Annotated in this window: 14 protein-coding genes; 11 read left to right on the top strand and 3 right to left on the bottom strand. The window is 40.6% G+C overall.

What is annotated here, in order from left to right; translation table 11 throughout:
• Positions 1-128: 128 nt before the first annotated feature.
• The 3 genes from guaA to mazE all read left to right on the top strand — a co-directional run bounded on the left by guaA (position 129) and on the right by mazE (position 2,966).
• Positions 129-1,682: a glutamine-hydrolyzing GMP synthase gene (gene guaA / locus PS3_RS04945; protein WP_007122226.1), complete on the top strand. Its 1,554-nt coding sequence runs from the start codon at positions 129-131 to the stop codon at positions 1,680-1,682.
• Positions 1,683-2,051: 369 nt separating this feature from the next.
• Positions 2,052-2,633 (top strand): DUF4357 domain-containing protein, encoded by a 582-nt coding sequence (locus PS3_RS09860; protein WP_176662258.1) that lies wholly within the window; start codon positions 2,052-2,054, stop codon positions 2,631-2,633.
• A gap of 105 nt (positions 2,634-2,738) precedes the next feature.
• Positions 2,739-2,966, top strand: coding sequence for a type II toxin-antitoxin system PemI/MazE family antitoxin (gene mazE, locus PS3_RS04935; protein WP_050950846.1), 228 nt, complete (start codon positions 2,739-2,741; stop codon positions 2,964-2,966).
• Between the two features lie 203 nt (positions 2,967-3,169).
• On the opposite strand, the gene PS3_RS09855 is transcribed toward mazE, so the two are convergent.
• Positions 3,170-3,724, bottom strand: a complete 555-nt coding sequence (locus tag PS3_RS09855) for a TetR/AcrR family transcriptional regulator (protein ID WP_050950845.1) — start codon at positions 3,722-3,724, stop codon at positions 3,170-3,172.
• A 154-nt stretch (positions 3,725-3,878) separates the two neighbouring features.
• On the opposite strand from PS3_RS09855, the gene PS3_RS04925 reads away from it, so the two are divergent.
• From PS3_RS04925 to PS3_RS04915, 3 genes are read left to right on the top strand one after another with little or no spacing between them, the layout of a single operon-like run.
• On the top strand, positions 3,879-4,580 hold the full coding sequence (locus tag PS3_RS04925) for a YhgE/Pip domain-containing protein (RefSeq protein WP_040468224.1): 702 nt from the start codon (positions 3,879-3,881) through the stop codon (positions 4,578-4,580).
• A 15-nt stretch (positions 4,581-4,595) separates the two neighbouring features.
• Entirely contained in the window at positions 4,596-4,817 is a 222-nt protein-coding gene (locus tag PS3_RS04920; RefSeq protein ID WP_040468222.1) for a hypothetical protein, read from the top strand.
• 39 nt (positions 4,818-4,856) lie between these two features.
• Positions 4,857-5,066 carry a hypothetical protein gene (locus PS3_RS04915; protein ID WP_040468221.1) on the top strand — a complete coding sequence of 70 codons (210 nt, stop codon included), beginning with the start codon at positions 4,857-4,859 and terminating at the stop codon, positions 5,064-5,066.
• Between the two features lie 503 nt (positions 5,067-5,569).
• On the opposite strand, the gene PS3_RS04905 is transcribed toward PS3_RS04915, so the two are convergent.
• Together PS3_RS04905 and PS3_RS04900 are read right to left on the bottom strand one after the other, a co-directional pair.
• A complete protein-coding gene (locus PS3_RS04905) occupies positions 5,570-6,202 on the bottom strand; it encodes a DUF4811 domain-containing protein (RefSeq protein WP_050950844.1) in 633 nt (210 codons plus the stop codon).
• A 62-nt stretch (positions 6,203-6,264) separates the two neighbouring features.
• Positions 6,265-7,752 (bottom strand): MDR family MFS transporter, encoded by a 1,488-nt coding sequence (locus tag PS3_RS04900; RefSeq protein ID WP_007122225.1) that lies wholly within the window; start codon positions 7,750-7,752, stop codon positions 6,265-6,267.
• Positions 7,753-7,869: 117 nt separating this feature from the next.
• On the opposite strand from PS3_RS04900, the gene PS3_RS04895 reads away from it, so the two are divergent.
• The 5 genes from PS3_RS04895 to cas9 form a co-directional block, all read left to right on the top strand.
• Entirely contained in the window at positions 7,870-8,433 is a 564-nt protein-coding gene (locus PS3_RS04895; protein ID WP_040468217.1) for a TetR/AcrR family transcriptional regulator, read from the top strand.
• Between the two features lie 16 nt (positions 8,434-8,449).
• Complete coding sequence (locus tag PS3_RS04890) at positions 8,450-9,187, top strand: DUF4767 domain-containing protein (RefSeq protein ID WP_050950843.1); 738 nt, start codon at positions 8,450-8,452, stop codon at positions 9,185-9,187.
• 327 nt (positions 9,188-9,514) lie between these two features.
• The gene (locus PS3_RS04885; RefSeq protein WP_235719986.1) at positions 9,515-10,759 is read left to right on the top strand and encodes an ATP-binding protein; all 1,245 of its coding nucleotides are present in this window, start codon (positions 9,515-9,517) and stop codon (positions 10,757-10,759) included.
• A gap of 12 nt (positions 10,760-10,771) precedes the next feature.
• On the top strand, positions 10,772-14,314 hold the full coding sequence (locus tag PS3_RS04880) for a DEAD/DEAH box helicase (protein ID WP_040468215.1): 3,543 nt from the start codon (positions 10,772-10,774) through the stop codon (positions 14,312-14,314).
• 291 nt (positions 14,315-14,605) lie between these two features.
• Positions 14,606-17,961: type II CRISPR RNA-guided endonuclease Cas9 (gene cas9 / locus PS3_RS04875; RefSeq protein ID WP_040468214.1), on the top strand; the 3,356-nt coding region annotated here is incomplete at its 3' end.

Below are 17,961 nucleotides of genomic sequence, written 5' to 3'. Positions count from 1 at the left end.
ACGCCGAGAACCGAATTAGGTTGATAATTTCCGTGATTTATGAAATGATCGGCTGTTTAGAATTGACCTTGTTCGCCTTTCACCGTACAATATCTAGTAGCAAAGTAAAAACATAAGGAGTGAAACTAGTGGCAAAGGTCAATTTAGATAATTTTGATAAGATCTTGGTCTTGGATTTTGGGAGTCAATATAACCAATTGATCACCCGGCGGATTCGGGACTTTGGGATTTATTCAGAATTATTGTCGCACAAACTTAGCGCCCAAGAGATCCAAGCAATGAACCCCAAGGGAATCATCTTTTCAGGAGGCCCCAACAGCGTTTATGATGAGGACGCTTTTAAGGTTGATCCTGAAATCTTCAAGTTAGGAATTCCGATCCTTGGAATTTGTTACGGGATGCAACTGATGGCTTACGACCTTGGTGGAAAGGTTGAAGCAGCTGATGATTCCGAATATGGGCGGGCCGATATTACCGTTGTTGATGATCAAGCGGTCATGTTTAATGGTCTCCCTAAAGAACAAGCAGTTTGGATGAGTCACGGTGACAAGGTTACAGCGGTACCGGATGGATTCCATGTCGTGGCCACCAGCCAAAACTGTCCAATTGCGGCCATGGCCGATGATGACCGGAAGTTTTATGGTCTCCAATTCCACACCGAAGTTCGCAATACTGATCACGGGTTAGAAATTCTCAAGAAGTTTGCCTTTGACGTGTGTGGAGCACAAGCCAACTGGTCGATGGACGATTTTATTGATCTGCAAGTCAATAGTATTCGCGAAGAAGTGGGCGACAAAAAGGTCATTCTAGGTCTCTCCGGTGGGGTGGACTCATCGGTAACGGCAGCCCTATTGAACCGAGCAATCGGGGATCAACTCACGGCCATCTTTGTCGACCATGGTCTCTTACGGAAGAATGAAGCCGATGAAGTGATGGGTGCCCTAGCCGATGGCTTAGGCATTAACATCGTCAAAGTTGACGCGGCGGACCGGTTCTTAGGGAAACTCCAAGGGGTGATAGATCCCGAAAAGAAACGCAAGATCATCGGAAATGAATTCGTGGAAGTCTTTAATGATGAAGCGCGGAAGCTAAAAGATGCCGACTTCTTAGCCCAAGGGACCTTATACACCGACGTGATTGAAAGTGGAACTGATACGGCCCAAACCATTAAGTCCCACCATAACGTGGGTGGTTTGCCGGAAGAATTAGGCTTCAAGTTAATTGAACCACTCCGGTCACTCTTTAAGGATGAAACGCGGGTCTTAGGTGAAAAGCTGGGAATTCCGTATGACCTAGTTTGGCGGCAACCTTTCCCCGGCCCAGGTCTAGGAATTCGGGTCATTGGTGAAATTACACCAGAGAAATTGGCCTTAGTTCGCGATGCGGATGCTATTTTACGTGAAGAAGTCAAGAAGGCCGGCTTGGATGAAGAAATCTGGCAATACTTCGTGGCCCTACCTGGTATGCGCAGTGTCGGGATCATGGGTGACGGTCGGACTTATGATTATGCCGTTTGCATTCGGGCGGTAACTTCAATTGATGGGATGACCGCTGACTTCGCCCAAATTCCATGGGATATCTTACAAAAGATCTCGGTCCGAATCGTCAATGAAGTTGACCATATCAACCGCGTACTCTACGATGTCACCAGTAAGCCACCGGCTACAATTGAATACGAATAAAATTTAAGTTAAAGGTGCTAGCTGATTCTGAAGTCAGTTAGCACCTTTTTAGAGCAAGATATATAGGGGTTAAGCTATAATGTAACTATATAAGGCGATTATAATGGAAATTACAAAAATGATTTTTTTGAAATGGATCAGTTATACTGAGAATTAGAAATCTCAAAGCAGCTAAAGATAAACAGTATTCAAATGCTCGAGAAAAATTGGCAGAGCTAAGAGATCAACATGGATTGTAGAAAGCTTGGTTGTTAGAGAGTAGGAGTTAATATGCCACAAGGAATACTATATGTAATGACAACGGTGGTTGATGGGTTAATTAAGATTGGAAAAACTGGTCCAGGTAATTTTAACCAATGAATGAATGCATTGGAATCAAATGGATATGCTAATGTTGTCGGGTTAAAGCGTCGTTACGCCATTAAGGTTGATGAGTATGATGAGAAAGAACAACTATTGCATACTTTATTTGCTAAGTCTCGAGTCGCTGATACAGAATTGTTTGCCACGGATGTTGAATTAGTTATTCAATTATTATCGTCATTTGATGGAGAGCAGGTCTTTCCTGATGAAATTAGTAAAGATCAAGTATTTAACGATGCAGTAAAGCAAGATAAAGATGATCAACGTAGTCAAGAAATACCAGATGGTGTTTATTATTTAACTCGAAAAATTAAACGAGATAGCATTGAAACTAGTTGTCGGTTAAAGGTACAAAATGGTCGATATGTTGTATTAGCGGGAGGACAAGCTGCCATTACAGAGACTAATTCGGTCCCATCATCTATAAGTGCTCAACGAAGCGATTATATTGATGGAAATGGGATTGTTACTGAAAATGTTTCTTTTGGTTCTGTTTCACTAGCCGCAGATTTTGTTGTTGGTGGATCGACAGACGGCTGGATTCATTGGAAGTCTGAAGATGGTAAAACTATTGATAGCTTCAGATAGTCAATTTTAGCTTAAGAAGTTAAGACCAATCAAAAAAGAGCGATGAATCTATTTTTGGTACATTACTGGTGAGACATATGCCAAGTGTATACGGAGGTGATTGGAATGACTATTCGGGTTCGAGAGGTTGGAGATTCACTTGTTTTAACCGTTCCAAAGTCATTTAATGTTAAATTAGGGGCAGTATATACTGCAGAAATAAAGGAAAACGGAATCATTACTTATCGTCCAGCTCATAAAAATCCATTTGAGGGTAATTGGTTTAAAAACGATATTAAGCAAACGGATGATATAACTGGGGATGATGAGATATTGGATGATGAATGGGAATAATGTAATCATTTCATGTAAGGTTAGCGAATGGTGTTAAATCAGTATATAAAAATAAAGCTCTCAGGCTTGCTTGAGAGCTTTATTTATTCTTGAATTTGAGGAAAAGATACTTACAAATTTGGTACAAGGCAACGCCAACAAGAACGAAAAATAAAGTAATTAAGAATTCGGACATGGTAGCGACCTCCATTTGTCAAACCAGACTAATTAAACACATTCAGAATAATAGTTTTCATGCCCTCAATGTCAGTCTTGCTAGGCAGTTCATGATTATCAATCAGATAGTCAATCACGGTTAGTAAGACGTTAGTCATTACCTTTTCTTGAAAAGCGGTCAGGGGATCACCGTGATTAAACAATTCTTGAATGACTTCACGATAAAGTTTAGTTACTTCCGTTTCATAATTAAAATCGTCAAACTTAATCCCCCGCAGCGCCTTGACGAGTTCGATACGACTGAGTAGGAAATTACCGATAATGGGCTGGAGATGAAGTAAGCGACTACGGAAATTATTGTTATCCTTAACCATTGGGATAATACGATTAATTTCCGCTTGGTAATCGGCAATGAAGTCACTTAACAAGGCACGCGTTAGTTGGTATTTGTCCTCATAGTGACGATAGAAGGTCTGACGGTTAATCATAGCCTCTTGAGCGATCATTGAAACGGTTACTTCTCTAAAGGAAGTTTGATTCACCAGTTTAACAAAGGCGTCAGCGATAGCTTTCTGGGTGCGTTGGGTCCGTAAATCAGTCATTTTTCACCTGCATTAATTTATGCTTTCATGTCGTTTTAAACGACACTCTTTAACATAGTGTATCTTAACTATACATAGTAACGATTTCTGCTTCTTGTGACAAGGCTAGATTCTTTTTATCCTAGACTTATCAAAAGAAAGAGGAGCGAGAAATATGTTCGAAATCTTCAAAAATAAAATGTATTGGTTATATCTGTTACTAGTTGCGGTGGTGATCGCCGTCTTCTCCTTTGCGATGATCGGTTCCCGGAGCACGGTGAAGGTTCAACAAATTCCAGTCGCCGTGGTGGATCTGGATCATTCAACCACTTCGCAACAAATCGTGAAGCGCTTAAAAAATCAGTTCAAAGATGATGATGCAACCTTGAAATTGACGACAGTGAATAGTCAAAAGCAATTAACGAAAGACTTTAATCACAAGAAGTACTACGGGGCGATCGTGATTAAAAAAGATTTTGCTAAGAACTTAGCTTCCCAAACGCAATATCTACAATCGATGGTCATCGCTGCGAAGACTTCCACGACTAATGCTAATGCTGCTAACCTCCCTCAACAAGCCGGGATCGACTTTCAGGTGAATGCTGGGGCAAATGCCACGGTTAGTTCAGCTTTAACCACGGCCTTTACCAAGATGGGTCAAGCTCTATCGACTCGAATTAGTCAACAAGAATTGAGTGTTCTAACGCAAAATAATGTTTCGGTTGCTACCAGTCAATTGTCCTTCTTGACCAGTCCGATTAAGACGACCGTCAAGACCGTTCACCCAATTAAAGATAAGACGATTAGCGGAATGTTACCATTGTTAATCACAGCAATTTCATGGATGGCTGGTTTAATTACTTCGATCCTACTCTAGCGTGAACACAAGAAGATGAGTGGTCACGATGTCCTTTCTGCAAAATCAATCACTGGTCAGATTTTAGGTGGGGGCTTAGTTACAGTTGTTACGTCGGTTGTCTTCTATTGCTTAGGCTTAGCTTTAGATCTTTATCTGCCAAACTTCTGGATCTTTGTTGCTAACTTTATTGGGATTACCTTTATCTTCTACCTGATTCAAGCCTGCGTCTTAGATTGGTTTGGAATGAAAGGTTGACCACTACTCATTTTAGTTTGGCTCTTCGGGATGGGAACCATGTCATACATTCCAGAAATGTTGAGTGGATTCTATCGGTACGGCATTTACTCATGGGTTCCGATGCGCTTTGCAATGGATATCTACAATAATATGCTTTACTACGCTAATGTGGCATCGACTTCGGCTCAATCATGGTTTATCCTTGGATGTGTCGGTGGTGCGGCCTTGATCTTAATGTATTTGTCCAGTCTACGGAAAGCTAAATAACAAAAATGCGTCTGAAAGGGGTAATTCTTTCAGACGCATTTTTTGTTGATTAGTCTTAAAAATAGCAGGCAGCGAAATTCGATGTCTGCTTTTAACGAGCTATTTCAAATTGATATAGTAATAATAATCAAATATAATAATTTTCGTAAGCAAGTCTTATGGACGGTGGTTGTCATACGAAAGGAGATTAATATGAAATCCATTAGTAAGGACAACCATTATAATGACGACGTTTCAAACGTTATCGTTGATGATTGCTGTTGCAACCTTGGTAGCGATGATTATGAAGAAATAAGCATTATAAAAGCCGCTCCTATAACTTTGGACGAGTTAAAGCGGCTTTTATAAGCTAATTAACTAAGCCACCGCCTTTAAAGCGGGCTTACAGGGGATTCGCTTTAGGAATCCCTTTTTATATAACTTATTTTAAACATAATTAGTGGGAAATTCAACATGATGATCAAAAGCAGGCACCGATTTTCGATGCCTGCTTTTTAACTTAACTATTTCAAACTATTGATGTATTCCATCGTCGCTTGTTTAGTGGCTTTAGTAGTAAGTGCTTGTTGCTGTTCGGTAGACATCGTTGGATTCTTCGTCATTTCAGCTGTGACGATACTTTGCTCCCGACTGGCAATGGCTGCTTGCATGCCGGTAGGGTCTTTTTGCGCTGCCGCTGCCAGCTTTTGGGCTTGCTTAACACTGAGAACATACCAGGAGTCAGGAACTTCAAATTGATAAGTCCGATGCTTCAATTGACCATTATTATCAAAGACCAGATTGAAGAGGGCCTTGTAGAACCCGTTCTTATAGACATAGCGAGTCGTTTTCAGTTTTAAGACCGCTTGACCAGTGGTACTGGTAACTTTTGCCGATGAATCAGTCGTCTTCATTACTTGGCGTTTGCTAGAAGCCGTCGTCTTGTACACATAGACTTTTTCAGAACCATTTCCAAGTCCTTGGTAAAGTAACATATTGGTAGAAGATGACGAACCGGCGGAAGAAGTTAGCTGATAAGTCTTGGTGGTCGTTTGTTCTTTCATTCCCCAATGATAGGTGTCATTAGCGATAATCCCCACGGAACATGCAATCACCACGAGTAAGAAGGCAAAGCCGACAATTTTAGAACCCTTCATGACTGGTAATACCAGGAAGATGAAGGCTAAAATGAGGGCGATAATTAAAATAGCAAGAATTATTATTTGGCCTCCTTTAATTTATCTACATCAATATCAGTGGACCGGTTCGGTTTGGATTTCAAGAAGAGGGAAAGAATTAAGGCCACAACAGCAAATCCGGTTGCCAGGATAAAGGTAGCGTGATATCCAGATAGCGCCGCATTAATGGCTTCATCCCGATATTTAAGGGGCGTGTTGTGTAAGACGGAGCTCGATGGCATCGCGTTCTTGGTGACATTGGTCAAGACTGAAGTCATCACGGCCACCCCGATAGAAGACATCACTTGACGGAAAGTGTTGTTGCTAGCGGTCCCATGGGACATTAATTCCATTGGTAAGGCATTCATCCCAGCGGTCGTAACGGTCATGAGGGCCATAGCAATCCCGGCCATTCGGAAGGCGTAGAAGATAACAATGTAGGCCATGGAAGTATCTTTGGTAAGGAAGAAGAAAGGCACCGTTCCAATTGACAGTAAGAACATCCCTAGAATCGTCATATCCTTTGCCCCGTAGCGGTCAAAAATTCGTCCGGCAATCGGTGCAATGACGGCGATCATCAAGGCCCCAGGTAGGAGCAGTAATCCAGAGTGGAAAGCGGAAATGCCCCGTAAGTTTTGAATATATAAAGGTAAGATGATTTCAGCACCAGTCATCGCCAGAGTAGCGACGGCAGAAATCAAGGCAGCCATAGTAAATTCAACGGATTTAAAGACCCGTAAGTTTAAGAATGGTTCGTCCATCTTTAATTGCCGCCAAGCAAAAATAATGACGAAGACGACCCCGATTAAGATTTCAAGTAAGACCCAGGTATCGGTCCAACCATCGGTCCCGGCATTGGAGAAACCGTAAAGTAAGGTCCCAAAACCAATTGTTGAGGTAATGACTGAAAGGAGATCGAGCTTGGTTTTCTTGATTGGTAAGACGTCTTTAATGAAGAAGATAGAACCAATGAAAGCTACAGCGACGATTGGCAATATAATCCCAAAGAGATCCCGCCAGGTCATACTATCAACGACCCATCCGGAAAGGGTTGGCCCAACTGCAGGTGCGAGACCAATCACGATCCCGTTGATCCCCATGGCAGCTCCCCGTTGTTCCGGTGGATAAATCGTTAAGAAGACGGTTTGCATTAAGGGCATAATAGCTCCGGCTCCTAAGGCTTGAATTAATCGCCCGGCTAGTAACATCCCAAAGGAGTTAGCGCAAAAGGCAACTAAAGTTCCGCCAAAGAAGGATGCTAAAGCTACTAAAATAAGGGGCTTAGTTCTGAAGCGGGTCATTAGCCAAGCCGAGATCGGAATCATGATCCCGTTAACTAAGGAGAAACCTGTGGTTAACCATTGGACAGTGGAAGTTCCGATGTCAAAACTTTTCATAATGGCTGGTTGGGCCGTTGAAATCACCGTTTGGTTGAGGACCATAACAAAGGCCCCAATTAGAAAGACGGCAACGAAGAGGCCCCGGTGATAAGGCTTGCCGTAAATATCGGTTGGTTGATTTGAATTCATCTTATCCCTCCTAAAGTGACTCATTTGTGTCATTTGGACAACGGTGCTATTATAGGGATAAATATATGAATAAACAAGGAAAAAATCTTAAATGACACAAATTAAGTGAGGTGGGTCATGTTTAAACATAGCCAAAATCAACTGGTAACCCAGTCCCAACAGCGGATTAGCCAAGCTATGATGAAATTGTTAGCAACCGAATCCTTTGCCGAACTGACCGTGACACAAATCTGCCAGGAAGCCGAAGTCGGGCGCAAAACTTTTTACCGTAATTTTGATGATAAAATGGATGTGATTGCTTTTTATTTATATGATGAAATGCAGCAGGAACGAAAGACCAATCGTCCAACTAATTTAAGTGAAGCGATGCAAAAGGCCTTTGTCTTTATCTATCATCATCAGGAAACCTTTAAATTGTTGGATCAAAATGATTTATTGCCTCAGTTGCAACGAATTATTAAACATTTAATCCAGAATCATATTAATGAGTTGGAAAATAAGCTACATGCGATGGGGATCGAAGATAAAATTGCTTACTATGTCAACTTTACGGCCAATACAATTTATTCTAATATTGAATTGTGGGTCGGGAGTGATTTTAAAGAAAGTCCTGACGAAATTGCCCAATTAACGGTTAACTTCTTAAGTGGCTTACGGGTGGCAAAGTCAAAGATCAATTGAAACAGGGGAGAAGAAAATGAATTTTTGTGGGAAATGTGGGGCCAAATTAGCGCCGGATGATGCTTTTTGTCCGCAGTGTGGTCAACCGGTGCAGGGAGGTAACCAATCGCGAGCCAATTATCAAACTAAACCACAGCATAAGGGCGTTTGGCTTGCTTTAGTCCTTGCTTTGATCGTGGTAGTGGGGCTCGGTATCTGGTGGTTCCAACGGCCGAATACTAGCCAATCAGCTTTAACTAACAGCTCAACTAGCTCGACCAGTCAGGCCAGTACGGCTAGTAGTGAACAAAGCGTGAGTTCCAGCTCGACTAGTTCTTCAGCTAGTTTGTGGAATACGAGTAAAGATCAGGCTTTAGCCAACTTTATGGCTTCCTGGGCCCCTAAAATGGGTCAAAGTTATGTTAAGTATGACGGGACCAACAGTATTAAGTCGGCTTCTGGGATGACCTATCCTGATGATTTCGACATAGCCTATTTCCAATCAACGCCAGCCAAGGGGGCTGGAAACGGTACGGAAACCAAAATTTCAATGGGCTGGGCCCCGAATGGACAGGGACCATACGATTACAATGTGGTGGCCATTTATAATTACAATTCTGGCAAAGCGGAGGGGCGGATTACCTACGCCTTTTGTGTTCATAACGGGCAACCAGTCGCCTTGGTTAACCAGACGACCAATGGGAATGACGTCTGGACAGTGACGCAGAATCAGGATGTCTCCAGTAATTTTGCGAAGATTTTTAATGAGAACTAATGGAGCTGGGGAAAAGCATTCAGTCATTCCATAAGGCTAACTCAGAATGAATGTTGGTTCGGCACGGACCGACGGAAATTCGTAGTTAGACTCAAGGAGTACGCTTTTTGACCGTAATTACTAGTGTGATTAAAGAAAATAAGGTGGAAAGAAACTGTAAAATCAGGGATCTTTCTACTTTTTTGGTCTGTAGTAATTATCGTCGCAAAACAAATGCAACGATTTCCCTAATCGTGTCAAATATAATGTAACGAATATAATAATCGTTGCGAAAATGGTGCAACGATGATACGATTATCGTAATAAAATGCTAAGGTGGACCGCTAGATGATAAAAGAAACACGAGGACTTGAGTTTAAGGCAACGGTTTCCAATACTTTTCTAAAAACAGTGAGCGCATACGCCAATTATGGAACAGGCCAAATTAAGTTTGGTATTAATGATGAGGGACAAGTTATCGGAATAGATAATCCTAAACAGACGTGTTTAGATATTGAAAATCGAATCAACGATAGCATTAGTCCACAACCTAATTACTCTTTGTCAATCGATGATGATAAAATTATCATTCTTGAAGTACAGGAGGGAATGGAAAAACCATATTTGTACAAAGGAAAAGCATACAAGCGTAACGATACCGCATCAATTCCCGTATCACGTGGTGAATTGAACCGATTAACGTTAATTGGGGTTTCGAGTTCTCATGATGAACAACCGGCAATGGTTGATGATTTAAAGTTCACTCAGTTAAGACAGGAATTATTAGAAAAAACTGGGATTGATCAGTTTAACCAAGACATTTTGAAGACTTTGAATTTGTATTCAGAATCATCAGGTTACAATCACGCTGCAGAATTATTAGCTGATGAAAATCGATTTGCTGGTATTGATATGGTGCGTTTTGGACAAAATGAAAACGAGATTCGAAAGCGCAAAACCATAAATCATGTTTCAATCCTCACTCAATTTCACCAATCAATTACTGAGTTTCGGGATTATTACGAATACGAAGTAATTAAAGGGATAAACCGGAAAAAACGACAATCGATTCCAATCGAGGCCTTTCGGGAAACGATTGCTAATACATTAGTTCATCGGACCTGGGATGTAGCAGCTAATATCCAGGTGTCGATGTATGAAAATCGGCTAGAAGTTGTGTCACCAGGTGGTTTGCCCTTTGGAATAAGCGAAGCTGAATACTTAAAAGGTTATATTTCAGTTCCTCGGAATCCGATCTTAGCCAATGTCTTTTTCCGGTTAAATTATATTGAAATGTTTGGGACGGGGATTAAACGGATTCAAGCTGCTTATCAAGATAGCCTGCAACAACCGCAATTTTTTATTACCGAAAATGCGATTCGGGTCGTCTTGCCGGTCGTTGATAATCAAAATTTAACGGCAGATGAAAGGTTAGTTTTGGAACAATTTACTGATGAAAACTTATCGAAGAGGGATTTGGTGGCATTAACCGGTCTTTCAAGTAGTAAGATAAATCGCCTGTTGAAGAAATTAACTGAGGAAAATTTGCTGATTCGAGTTGGAGCAGGACGTTCAACAAAATACCACCATTAAAAAGGAGAAGCCATGCCAAAAGTTTTAGGATTATCATTTACCCCGCGGATATTTGAGCGCGGACAAGAATATTTTGAAAAGGGTAAAGTGGGGCCGATTGAATGGGATGAACAAATTTTTTCTGCGACGGTTCAAGGATCGAGTGATCATGAATACCGGGTTCGTGGAATCTTAGATGAGCAACATATTAAATGGATTACCTGTAATTGCCCCTATGCAGAGGACCACGAACTATGTAAACATATGGCGGCCGTGGCAGTGGCTTTAGACCATCAAGGACAGGTCGACGCTGATAAGGTACTACCATTAGGCGACTTGATCCCAACCTCGTGGACGGAGCAGTTAGAAATTATGGCTAAGACTACGCCCTTTATGACGAAGTTACTAGCGAGTCCACATCAGGTCGATAAGCTTCGCCAGGCAGTGAAATTATATAATGGCCGCCACGTCGTTTTGGAAGAGCAGTATCATCCTAAGGGACAGGACAAATTTGAATACATGACTTTGATCATGATTGATCGGGTTCCTCACCAGGTCACGATTAAGTACGATGGGCAAAAAATGGATTATTTCATTGGCCCACAAAGACGAGATGATGACCTCGATTTATTTGCGGGTGTGGCCACAGTTAGCCTTTGTAATTACTATCTAGCCCATCAACCTAAAGCGGAAACCAACCAGGCGGGCTCATATCTGCTGGACATGTTTGACTTAGCTACTAATCATGATCAGCAATTAATTCGGCCTTACATTGAATTAGACTATTATAGCGAACGGACGCGCCTGAATTTTAAGGTAGGGACGCCAGACCATATGTATAAACTACAAAGCACAGAAGTCTTTGTGACCGTGGTTAAACGGGGAGAACCAGTAATTTTAGGAAAATATTTCAATGAAGTGATCGATCTCGAGAGCTTAGATGAGGATAGTCGCTACTGGTTTGATTTCATGGATGAAATGACCGCCATGTACAATACTCTGACCGACCAAAAGCACAACTATGGTAGTACCGATATGTACCTGATGGTGGAGGATGTCATTGCCGACCAGGTTGATGATGCTTTAGCAAGCGGTCGAGAAGTTTATATTGATAATCGGCTTAACCAACTTGTTAACTACAGCGTTGATGATCGGAAATTAACGGCGGACTTAGGCCTTGAATTGATTAACGACCAACCAATGTTGACCATGCAGTTAGAAAACCTTCCCGATAAGGATTTGATCCGTGGTCATGAGCGGTATTACGACTTTAATGGAAGTGACTGGGTCGCCTATCCGAATCTCAATCCGAGTCAGATCGCCCAAGCTGGTCTAGCCAATAATGATCACTATACTTTTGATGCCAGTGATTTGAATGCCTTCTATCGTCAGGTGCTACCAAAGATAAAAGATAAAGTGGATTTGACCCTAAATGAAGATCCACAAATTGATCAATACATTCTACCTGATGCCAAATTTACCTTTAAGTTTGACCTAGCGGCGGATGCAATTGAAGGTCAAGCCATGGTGCAATATCAGGATCAAGCATATCCCTTGTTTGAGCAATTAGCTGACGATAGCCAGCGTGATCCGGCTCAAGAAGCGCCGGTTAAAGATGTCCTAGTCCAATATTTACCCATTGAAGCGGTTCGTCAGGGGCGGTTAATCCTGCCCCTCGAAGAAGATCAGCAGGTAGTAGCCTTTTTAAACCAAGGACTCAAGCGACTAGAGGATTTTGGGGAGGTTCAAGTCACCAAACCCTTCCAACGGTTAATCGGCCAAATCGATCATAAGCCAAACTTAACGGTGGGGATTTCCTTAGAAAGTGGTCTTTTGAATCTGTCAGTGGCGGGCGAAGCAATGGACTCGGCTGATATTGCCCAAGCTTTGCGAGCCTATCACGAACGGCGTCCGTATTTTAAATTAAAAAATGGTGATTACATGGGGGTTGAATCAACAACCTTAACTACTCTGGCTCATACGTTGGAAGATTTAGGAGTCGACGCTGATCAGGTGGATCAAGGCGATATCTCACTACCGGCTTATCAAGCCCTCGCCCTAAATCAAAGTCTGCAAGAGCAAAATGATTTAACCTATCAAACTGATGACCACTATGCCAAATTGATCCGTGATTTCGATCAGAACCAAGTAGGAAGCTTTACGGTTCCACAGGACCTTCAAGCAAAGCTGCGGCCATATCAAATAGCGGGCTTTCAATGGTTGATGACGCTGAATCATTATCACTTTGGTGGTCTCTTAGCTGACGAGATGGGATTAGGGAAAACGATCCAAATCATCACTTTATTGTTAGCGATCAATCAGGAGCAAAAGCTGCCAAGTCTAGTCGTGGCACCGGCGTCAGTTGTTTATAATTGGCAAGATGAATTCCATAAATTTGCCCCATCTTTGAAGATTGCGACTCTCGGTGGTGGTAAAGTTGAACGACGCAAGTTATTGGCTAAGAGTGATCAATATGATGTTTTCATTACCTCTTATGATTCCTTGAAACGCGATATTGCCCTTTATGATCAGTTAGAATTCCAAGTGCAGATTATTGATGAAGCGCAAACGATCAAGAACGCACGGACGATTGGGGCGCAAACCGTCAAATTGATTCATGCCCAACAGCGCTTTGCCCTCACGGGGACGCCAATTGAAAACCGCTTGAGTGAATTATGGAGTATTTTTGATTACTTAATGCCAGGCTTTTTAGGGACTTATCAACACTTTTCGAAACGGTTTGAAGAGCCAATTATTTTTAATGATGATCAGGCAAAACGCGCCCAGCTGAGTCAGTTAATCGGTCCCTTTGTCTTGCGACGGTTGAAAAAAGACGTCTTAACCAGCTTGCCGGCTAAGACCGAAATTGTTGAATATGCCGAAATGAGTGGAGTTCAATTGAAACTCTATCGGGCTCGGGCGGATCAACTGATTAAACGGATCCAAACCAGTGATGAGACCGATTTTAAGGGCGATAAGATTGAAATCTTAGCCGAATTAACCCGTTTACGACAGGTTTGTTGCGATCCGCACCTGGTGTATGATGACTATAAGGGCAAGTCAGCGAAGTTAAGCCAAACGATTGCCCTAATTAAGGATCAAATTGAGAACGGTCATAAAATTCTCTTATTTTCACAATTTACTTCAATGCTGGATATTATTGCCCAAAGACTCCAAAAAGAGCGGATTCAAACGGAAACGATTACCGGTGCCGTGGATAAGCAGGAACGGCAGCGGCGGGTGAAACAGTTTAACGAACAAGACGAACCGGCGGTCTTTTTGATCTCGCTCAAGGCTGGAGGGACGGGGATCAATTTAACTAGCGCGGATGTGGTGATTCACTATGATCCATGGTGGAACGCCGCGGCGCAAAACCAAGCGACTGACCGAGCACACCGGATCGGTCAAGAGAATCCCGTTACGATTTACCAAATGATTACTAAGCACACGATTGAAGAACGGATCAAGGAATTGCAGGATAAGAAGCAAGCCTTAGCTGATCAAGTGCTGAGTGGTGATCAGATGAGTACGACCAGTTTTGATAAGGATGAATTGCTGGCGATTTTGGATGACTAATCGGTGGCAGAGCATCATTAAAGAAACGGGAAATAAGATAGAATCACGAATCGCCGAGTGGGAAACTGCTCGGCGATTTTTTGAAAGTATAAAGAAGTATAAAACTAGATTTAAAGTATAAAGAAGTATAAAAATATAACGACGATACGAAGCGAAACATTTCATTAGCAAATAAAATGTATAGATATTATAAGAGTAAATAGATCTACTTTTATAAATGAAAGCGTTTTGATTATGTGCTTGATCAGGAATATAATTAAAAGCGTAATAATTAACGAAGAGGTAGGGTACATGGGGAAAAGATATCACCTTGGTTTAGATATAGGGACGAGTTCGATCGGCTGGGCCGTAATGGATGATGATTTTAAAATCATGCGGGTCAAAGGTAAAAAGGGAATTGGAGTTCGGTTATTTGAAGAAGGAAAGACCGCTGCAGAAAGGCGTGGATACCGGACAACGAGGCGTCGCTATAGTCGGAGAAAATGGCGTCTTAATCTATTAGAAGAGATATTTGATCCAGAAATAGTAAAAGTTGATCCAACTTTCTTTGCGCGATTAAAAGAATCAAATCTGTCACCAAAGGATGATAGAAAACAATATAGCGGTAATTTAATTTTTCCGGAAAAAACCAAAGAGGAGATTAGAGAATGGACGGAAAAGTATCCGACGATATATCATCTTCGGAATGCTTTAATGACGGGAAATCGCCAATTCGATATAAGGGAAGTTTATCTTGCTTTGCATCATATTGTTAAATATCGTGGTAATTTCCTGTTTAATGGTAATTTTCAGACTGGAGAAGTTAATTTATCGGACCGTTTTGATGATATTAATTCTGCTTTTATTAGTGCATGTGGCGAGGAAAAAGCTCCTCAGATCCCTAGTGAACTATATAACGAAATTCAAGAATTATTTTTTGATAAAAATACCAGGAAATTAGATAAGCAAAAACAATTAGCGACAAAACTTTCGCAAGATAATGATAAAGACTGGTCTACTCAATTTAGCAAGGCTCTATTTGGTTATAAAACTAAATTTAAGGTTGTCCTTCAATCTGATGAAGATTTAGATGATTTTCAACTAGATAGTGATGATGCTGATGACAAGATAGCATCAATTTCTGAGCAAGTTGATGACGATCGTGGGAGTATTTTAGACAACATAAAAATTTTATATTCTCGGATAACATTAAACGAGATTGTCCCTGATGGGAAAACACTTTCTCAATCAATGATTGAAAAGTACAACTTGCACCGTGATCATTTAAAAGAAATAAAAGATCAATTAAAACATACAGATAATTGGGTAAAGTTTGACGACTTATATAGTCAATATGTAAATGGAAAATTAGAATCAGATCGGCTTAAGAAATTATCTTCTGATGATTTTTACAAAAAAGTACTTACTTTGTTTGATGGTGAATTAAAAACACGCGTTAAAGAATGGCAAGAAAAAGGAGAATTCTTGCCAAAGCAGCGGACTGGTTCTAATGGAGTTATTCCGCATCAACTTCACCAAAATGAGTTAGATCAAATTATTGAAAACCAAGCAAAATATTATCCTTGGTTAGCAACCCTCAACCCAAACGAAAATCGGCAACGAGTTGCTAAGTACAAGCTTAGTGAGTTAGTTGCTTTTCGGATCCCGTATTATGTAGGACCTATGGTTACTAAAGATCAAAGTAATTTTGCATGGATGGTTAAAAAGAGTGACGAAAAAGAAATCACACCGTGGAACTTTGATCAAGTGGTGGACCGTGATAAATCGGCTGAAGAGTTCATCAACCGGATGACTACCAAGGATACTTATCTAATTGGAGAAGATGTGTTGCCTGCCAAAAGCCTCTTGTATGAGAAATTTACTGTGTTAAATGAACTCAATAATATTAGGATTAATGGCGAACATCTAACTACAGATGAAAAACATCAAGTATATCGGGATTTATTCCAGAATGCTAAGTCTATCTCCACTAAAAAGTTCCATAATTATCTTGTATGCAATTTAAATAAACCTAATCATCTGAACATTACAGGTTTTAGTGACCTAACTAAATTTAATTCCTCGCTTGATTCCTACATTGATTTAAAAAAGATCTTTGCTGACCGAATCGATGACCAAGACCTTCAAGATGATTTTGAGAAAATGATTCACTGGTCAACTGTTTTTGAAGATAAGCAGATTTTTGAGCGCAAGTTATCTGAAATTAATTGGTTAACTGACCAAGAGAGATCAGAAGTAGCAAAACTTCGGTACCGCGGGTGGGGGAGATTATCAAAGAGGCTCTTAACAGGGATTCACGACGAGAACGGGCAGCGAATTATAGATGCCCTATGGAATAGTCCGAAGAACTTTATGCAAATCCAAGCTGAAGCTGCCTTTAATAAGCAAATTAATGATCTTAATACAAAGGAGCTTTCTAATAATAATGTAGAAGATGTGCTGGCTGATGCATATACGTCACCACAGAATAAAAAGGCGATTCGTCAAGTTCTATTAGTGGTTGAAGATATTCAAAAGGCAATGCATGGTGATGCTCCGACATCGATATCACTTGAATTCGCTCGAGAAGAGCAGGAAAGTAGTCGGACTAGAAGCCGGCGAGCTACATTATCTGCAATTTATCGACAGGTTTCAGATGAAATTGTTTCCACAACTGTAAAAGGAGAGCTTGGGAAGGCTACATCTATCTCTGACCGTCTATATCTGTACTTCACTCAAGGTGGGAGAGATATGTATACTGGTGAACCAATTAATATTGATGAGATTAGCCGTGGATATGAAATAGACCATATTCTTCCGCAATCCTTTATCAAGGACGATTCATTAGATAACCGTGTACTAGTTAAAGGTGCAATTAATAATGGGAAATCAGCCAATTATGTAATGGATCAATCTTGGGCACCAGATCGACTTGCATGGTGGGAAAAGCTATTGGATAATCGATTAATTTCTCGAAAGAAGTACCAAAGCTTGACCCTTACTCCTGGGAAAATAAATAAGTATAGTCAAAATGGTTTTATTAATCGACAGTTAGTTGAAACGCGTCAGGTTATTAAATTAGTTGCGAACATTCTGAATGATCAATATTCAAATGATGATACTAAGATAATTGTTGTCAAAGCTGCTTTGAACTCACAATTACGCGGATTCTTGGAATTGTTTAAAAACCGGAATATTAATGACTATCATCATGGAATGGATGCTTATTTATCAACATTTATTGGGAATTATTTATATAAAAAATATCCTAAACTACGTAGCTATTTTGTTTATGGCGAATTTAAAAAATTTAGTGGGAAACAAAATTTAAAATCTTTTAATTTCTTGCATGATCTCGAAGATGACAGTATTAACATTATCAGTAATGATGATGGTGAAATTGTTGGGAGTCATCATGAGATGATTGAAGAGCTGGAAAAAGTTTATAAATACAAATATATGCTCGTGTCAAAAGAAGTATATTCGTATAGTGGTAAACTTTTTAATGATACAGTATATACTCATGAAAAAAATAAGCTTATACCTCTAAAAAAGGATAAACCAACTAGTATTTATGGTGGGTATTCCAGTGAAAAAAGTGCGTATATGGTTATTATTAAAATATTAAAGAAAAATAAATCGAATATCTATAAGGTGGTGGGTATTCC

This window comes from Limosilactobacillus gastricus PS3 (assembly GCF_000247775.1).
Classification (GTDB): Bacteria; Bacillota; Bacilli; order Lactobacillales; family Lactobacillaceae; genus Limosilactobacillus; species Limosilactobacillus gastricus_A.
This window is presented reverse-complemented; position numbering and strand designations above follow the sequence as displayed.

Excerpts from the sequence above, each read along its gene's own strand:
- mazE (WP_050950846.1), top strand. The coding sequence starts at position 2,739 with ATGACTATTCGGGTTCGAGAGGTTGGAGATTCACTTGTTTTAACCGTT.
- PS3_RS09855 (WP_050950845.1), bottom strand. The coding sequence starts at position 3,724 with ATGACTGATTTACGGACCCAACGCACCCAGAAAGCTATCGCTGACGCC.
- PS3_RS04925 (WP_040468224.1), top strand. The coding sequence starts at position 3,879 with ATGTTCGAAATCTTCAAAAATAAAATGTATTGGTTATATCTGTTACTA.
- PS3_RS04920 (WP_040468222.1), top strand. The coding sequence starts at position 4,596 with ATGAGTGGTCACGATGTCCTTTCTGCAAAATCAATCACTGGTCAGATT.
- PS3_RS04915 (WP_040468221.1), top strand. The coding sequence starts at position 4,857 with ATGTCATACATTCCAGAAATGTTGAGTGGATTCTATCGGTACGGCATT.
- PS3_RS04905 (WP_050950844.1), bottom strand. The coding sequence starts at position 6,202 with ATGAAGGGTTCTAAAATTGTCGGCTTTGCCTTCTTACTCGTGGTGATT.
- PS3_RS04900 (WP_007122225.1), bottom strand. The coding sequence starts at position 7,752 with ATGAATTCAAATCAACCAACCGATATTTACGGCAAGCCTTATCACCGG.
- PS3_RS04895 (WP_040468217.1), top strand. The coding sequence starts at position 7,870 with ATGTTTAAACATAGCCAAAATCAACTGGTAACCCAGTCCCAACAGCGG.
- PS3_RS04890 (WP_050950843.1), top strand. The coding sequence starts at position 8,450 with ATGAATTTTTGTGGGAAATGTGGGGCCAAATTAGCGCCGGATGATGCT.
- PS3_RS04885 (WP_235719986.1), top strand. The coding sequence starts at position 9,515 with ATGATAAAAGAAACACGAGGACTTGAGTTTAAGGCAACGGTTTCCAAT.
- PS3_RS04880 (WP_040468215.1), top strand. The coding sequence starts at position 10,772 with ATGCCAAAAGTTTTAGGATTATCATTTACCCCGCGGATATTTGAGCGC.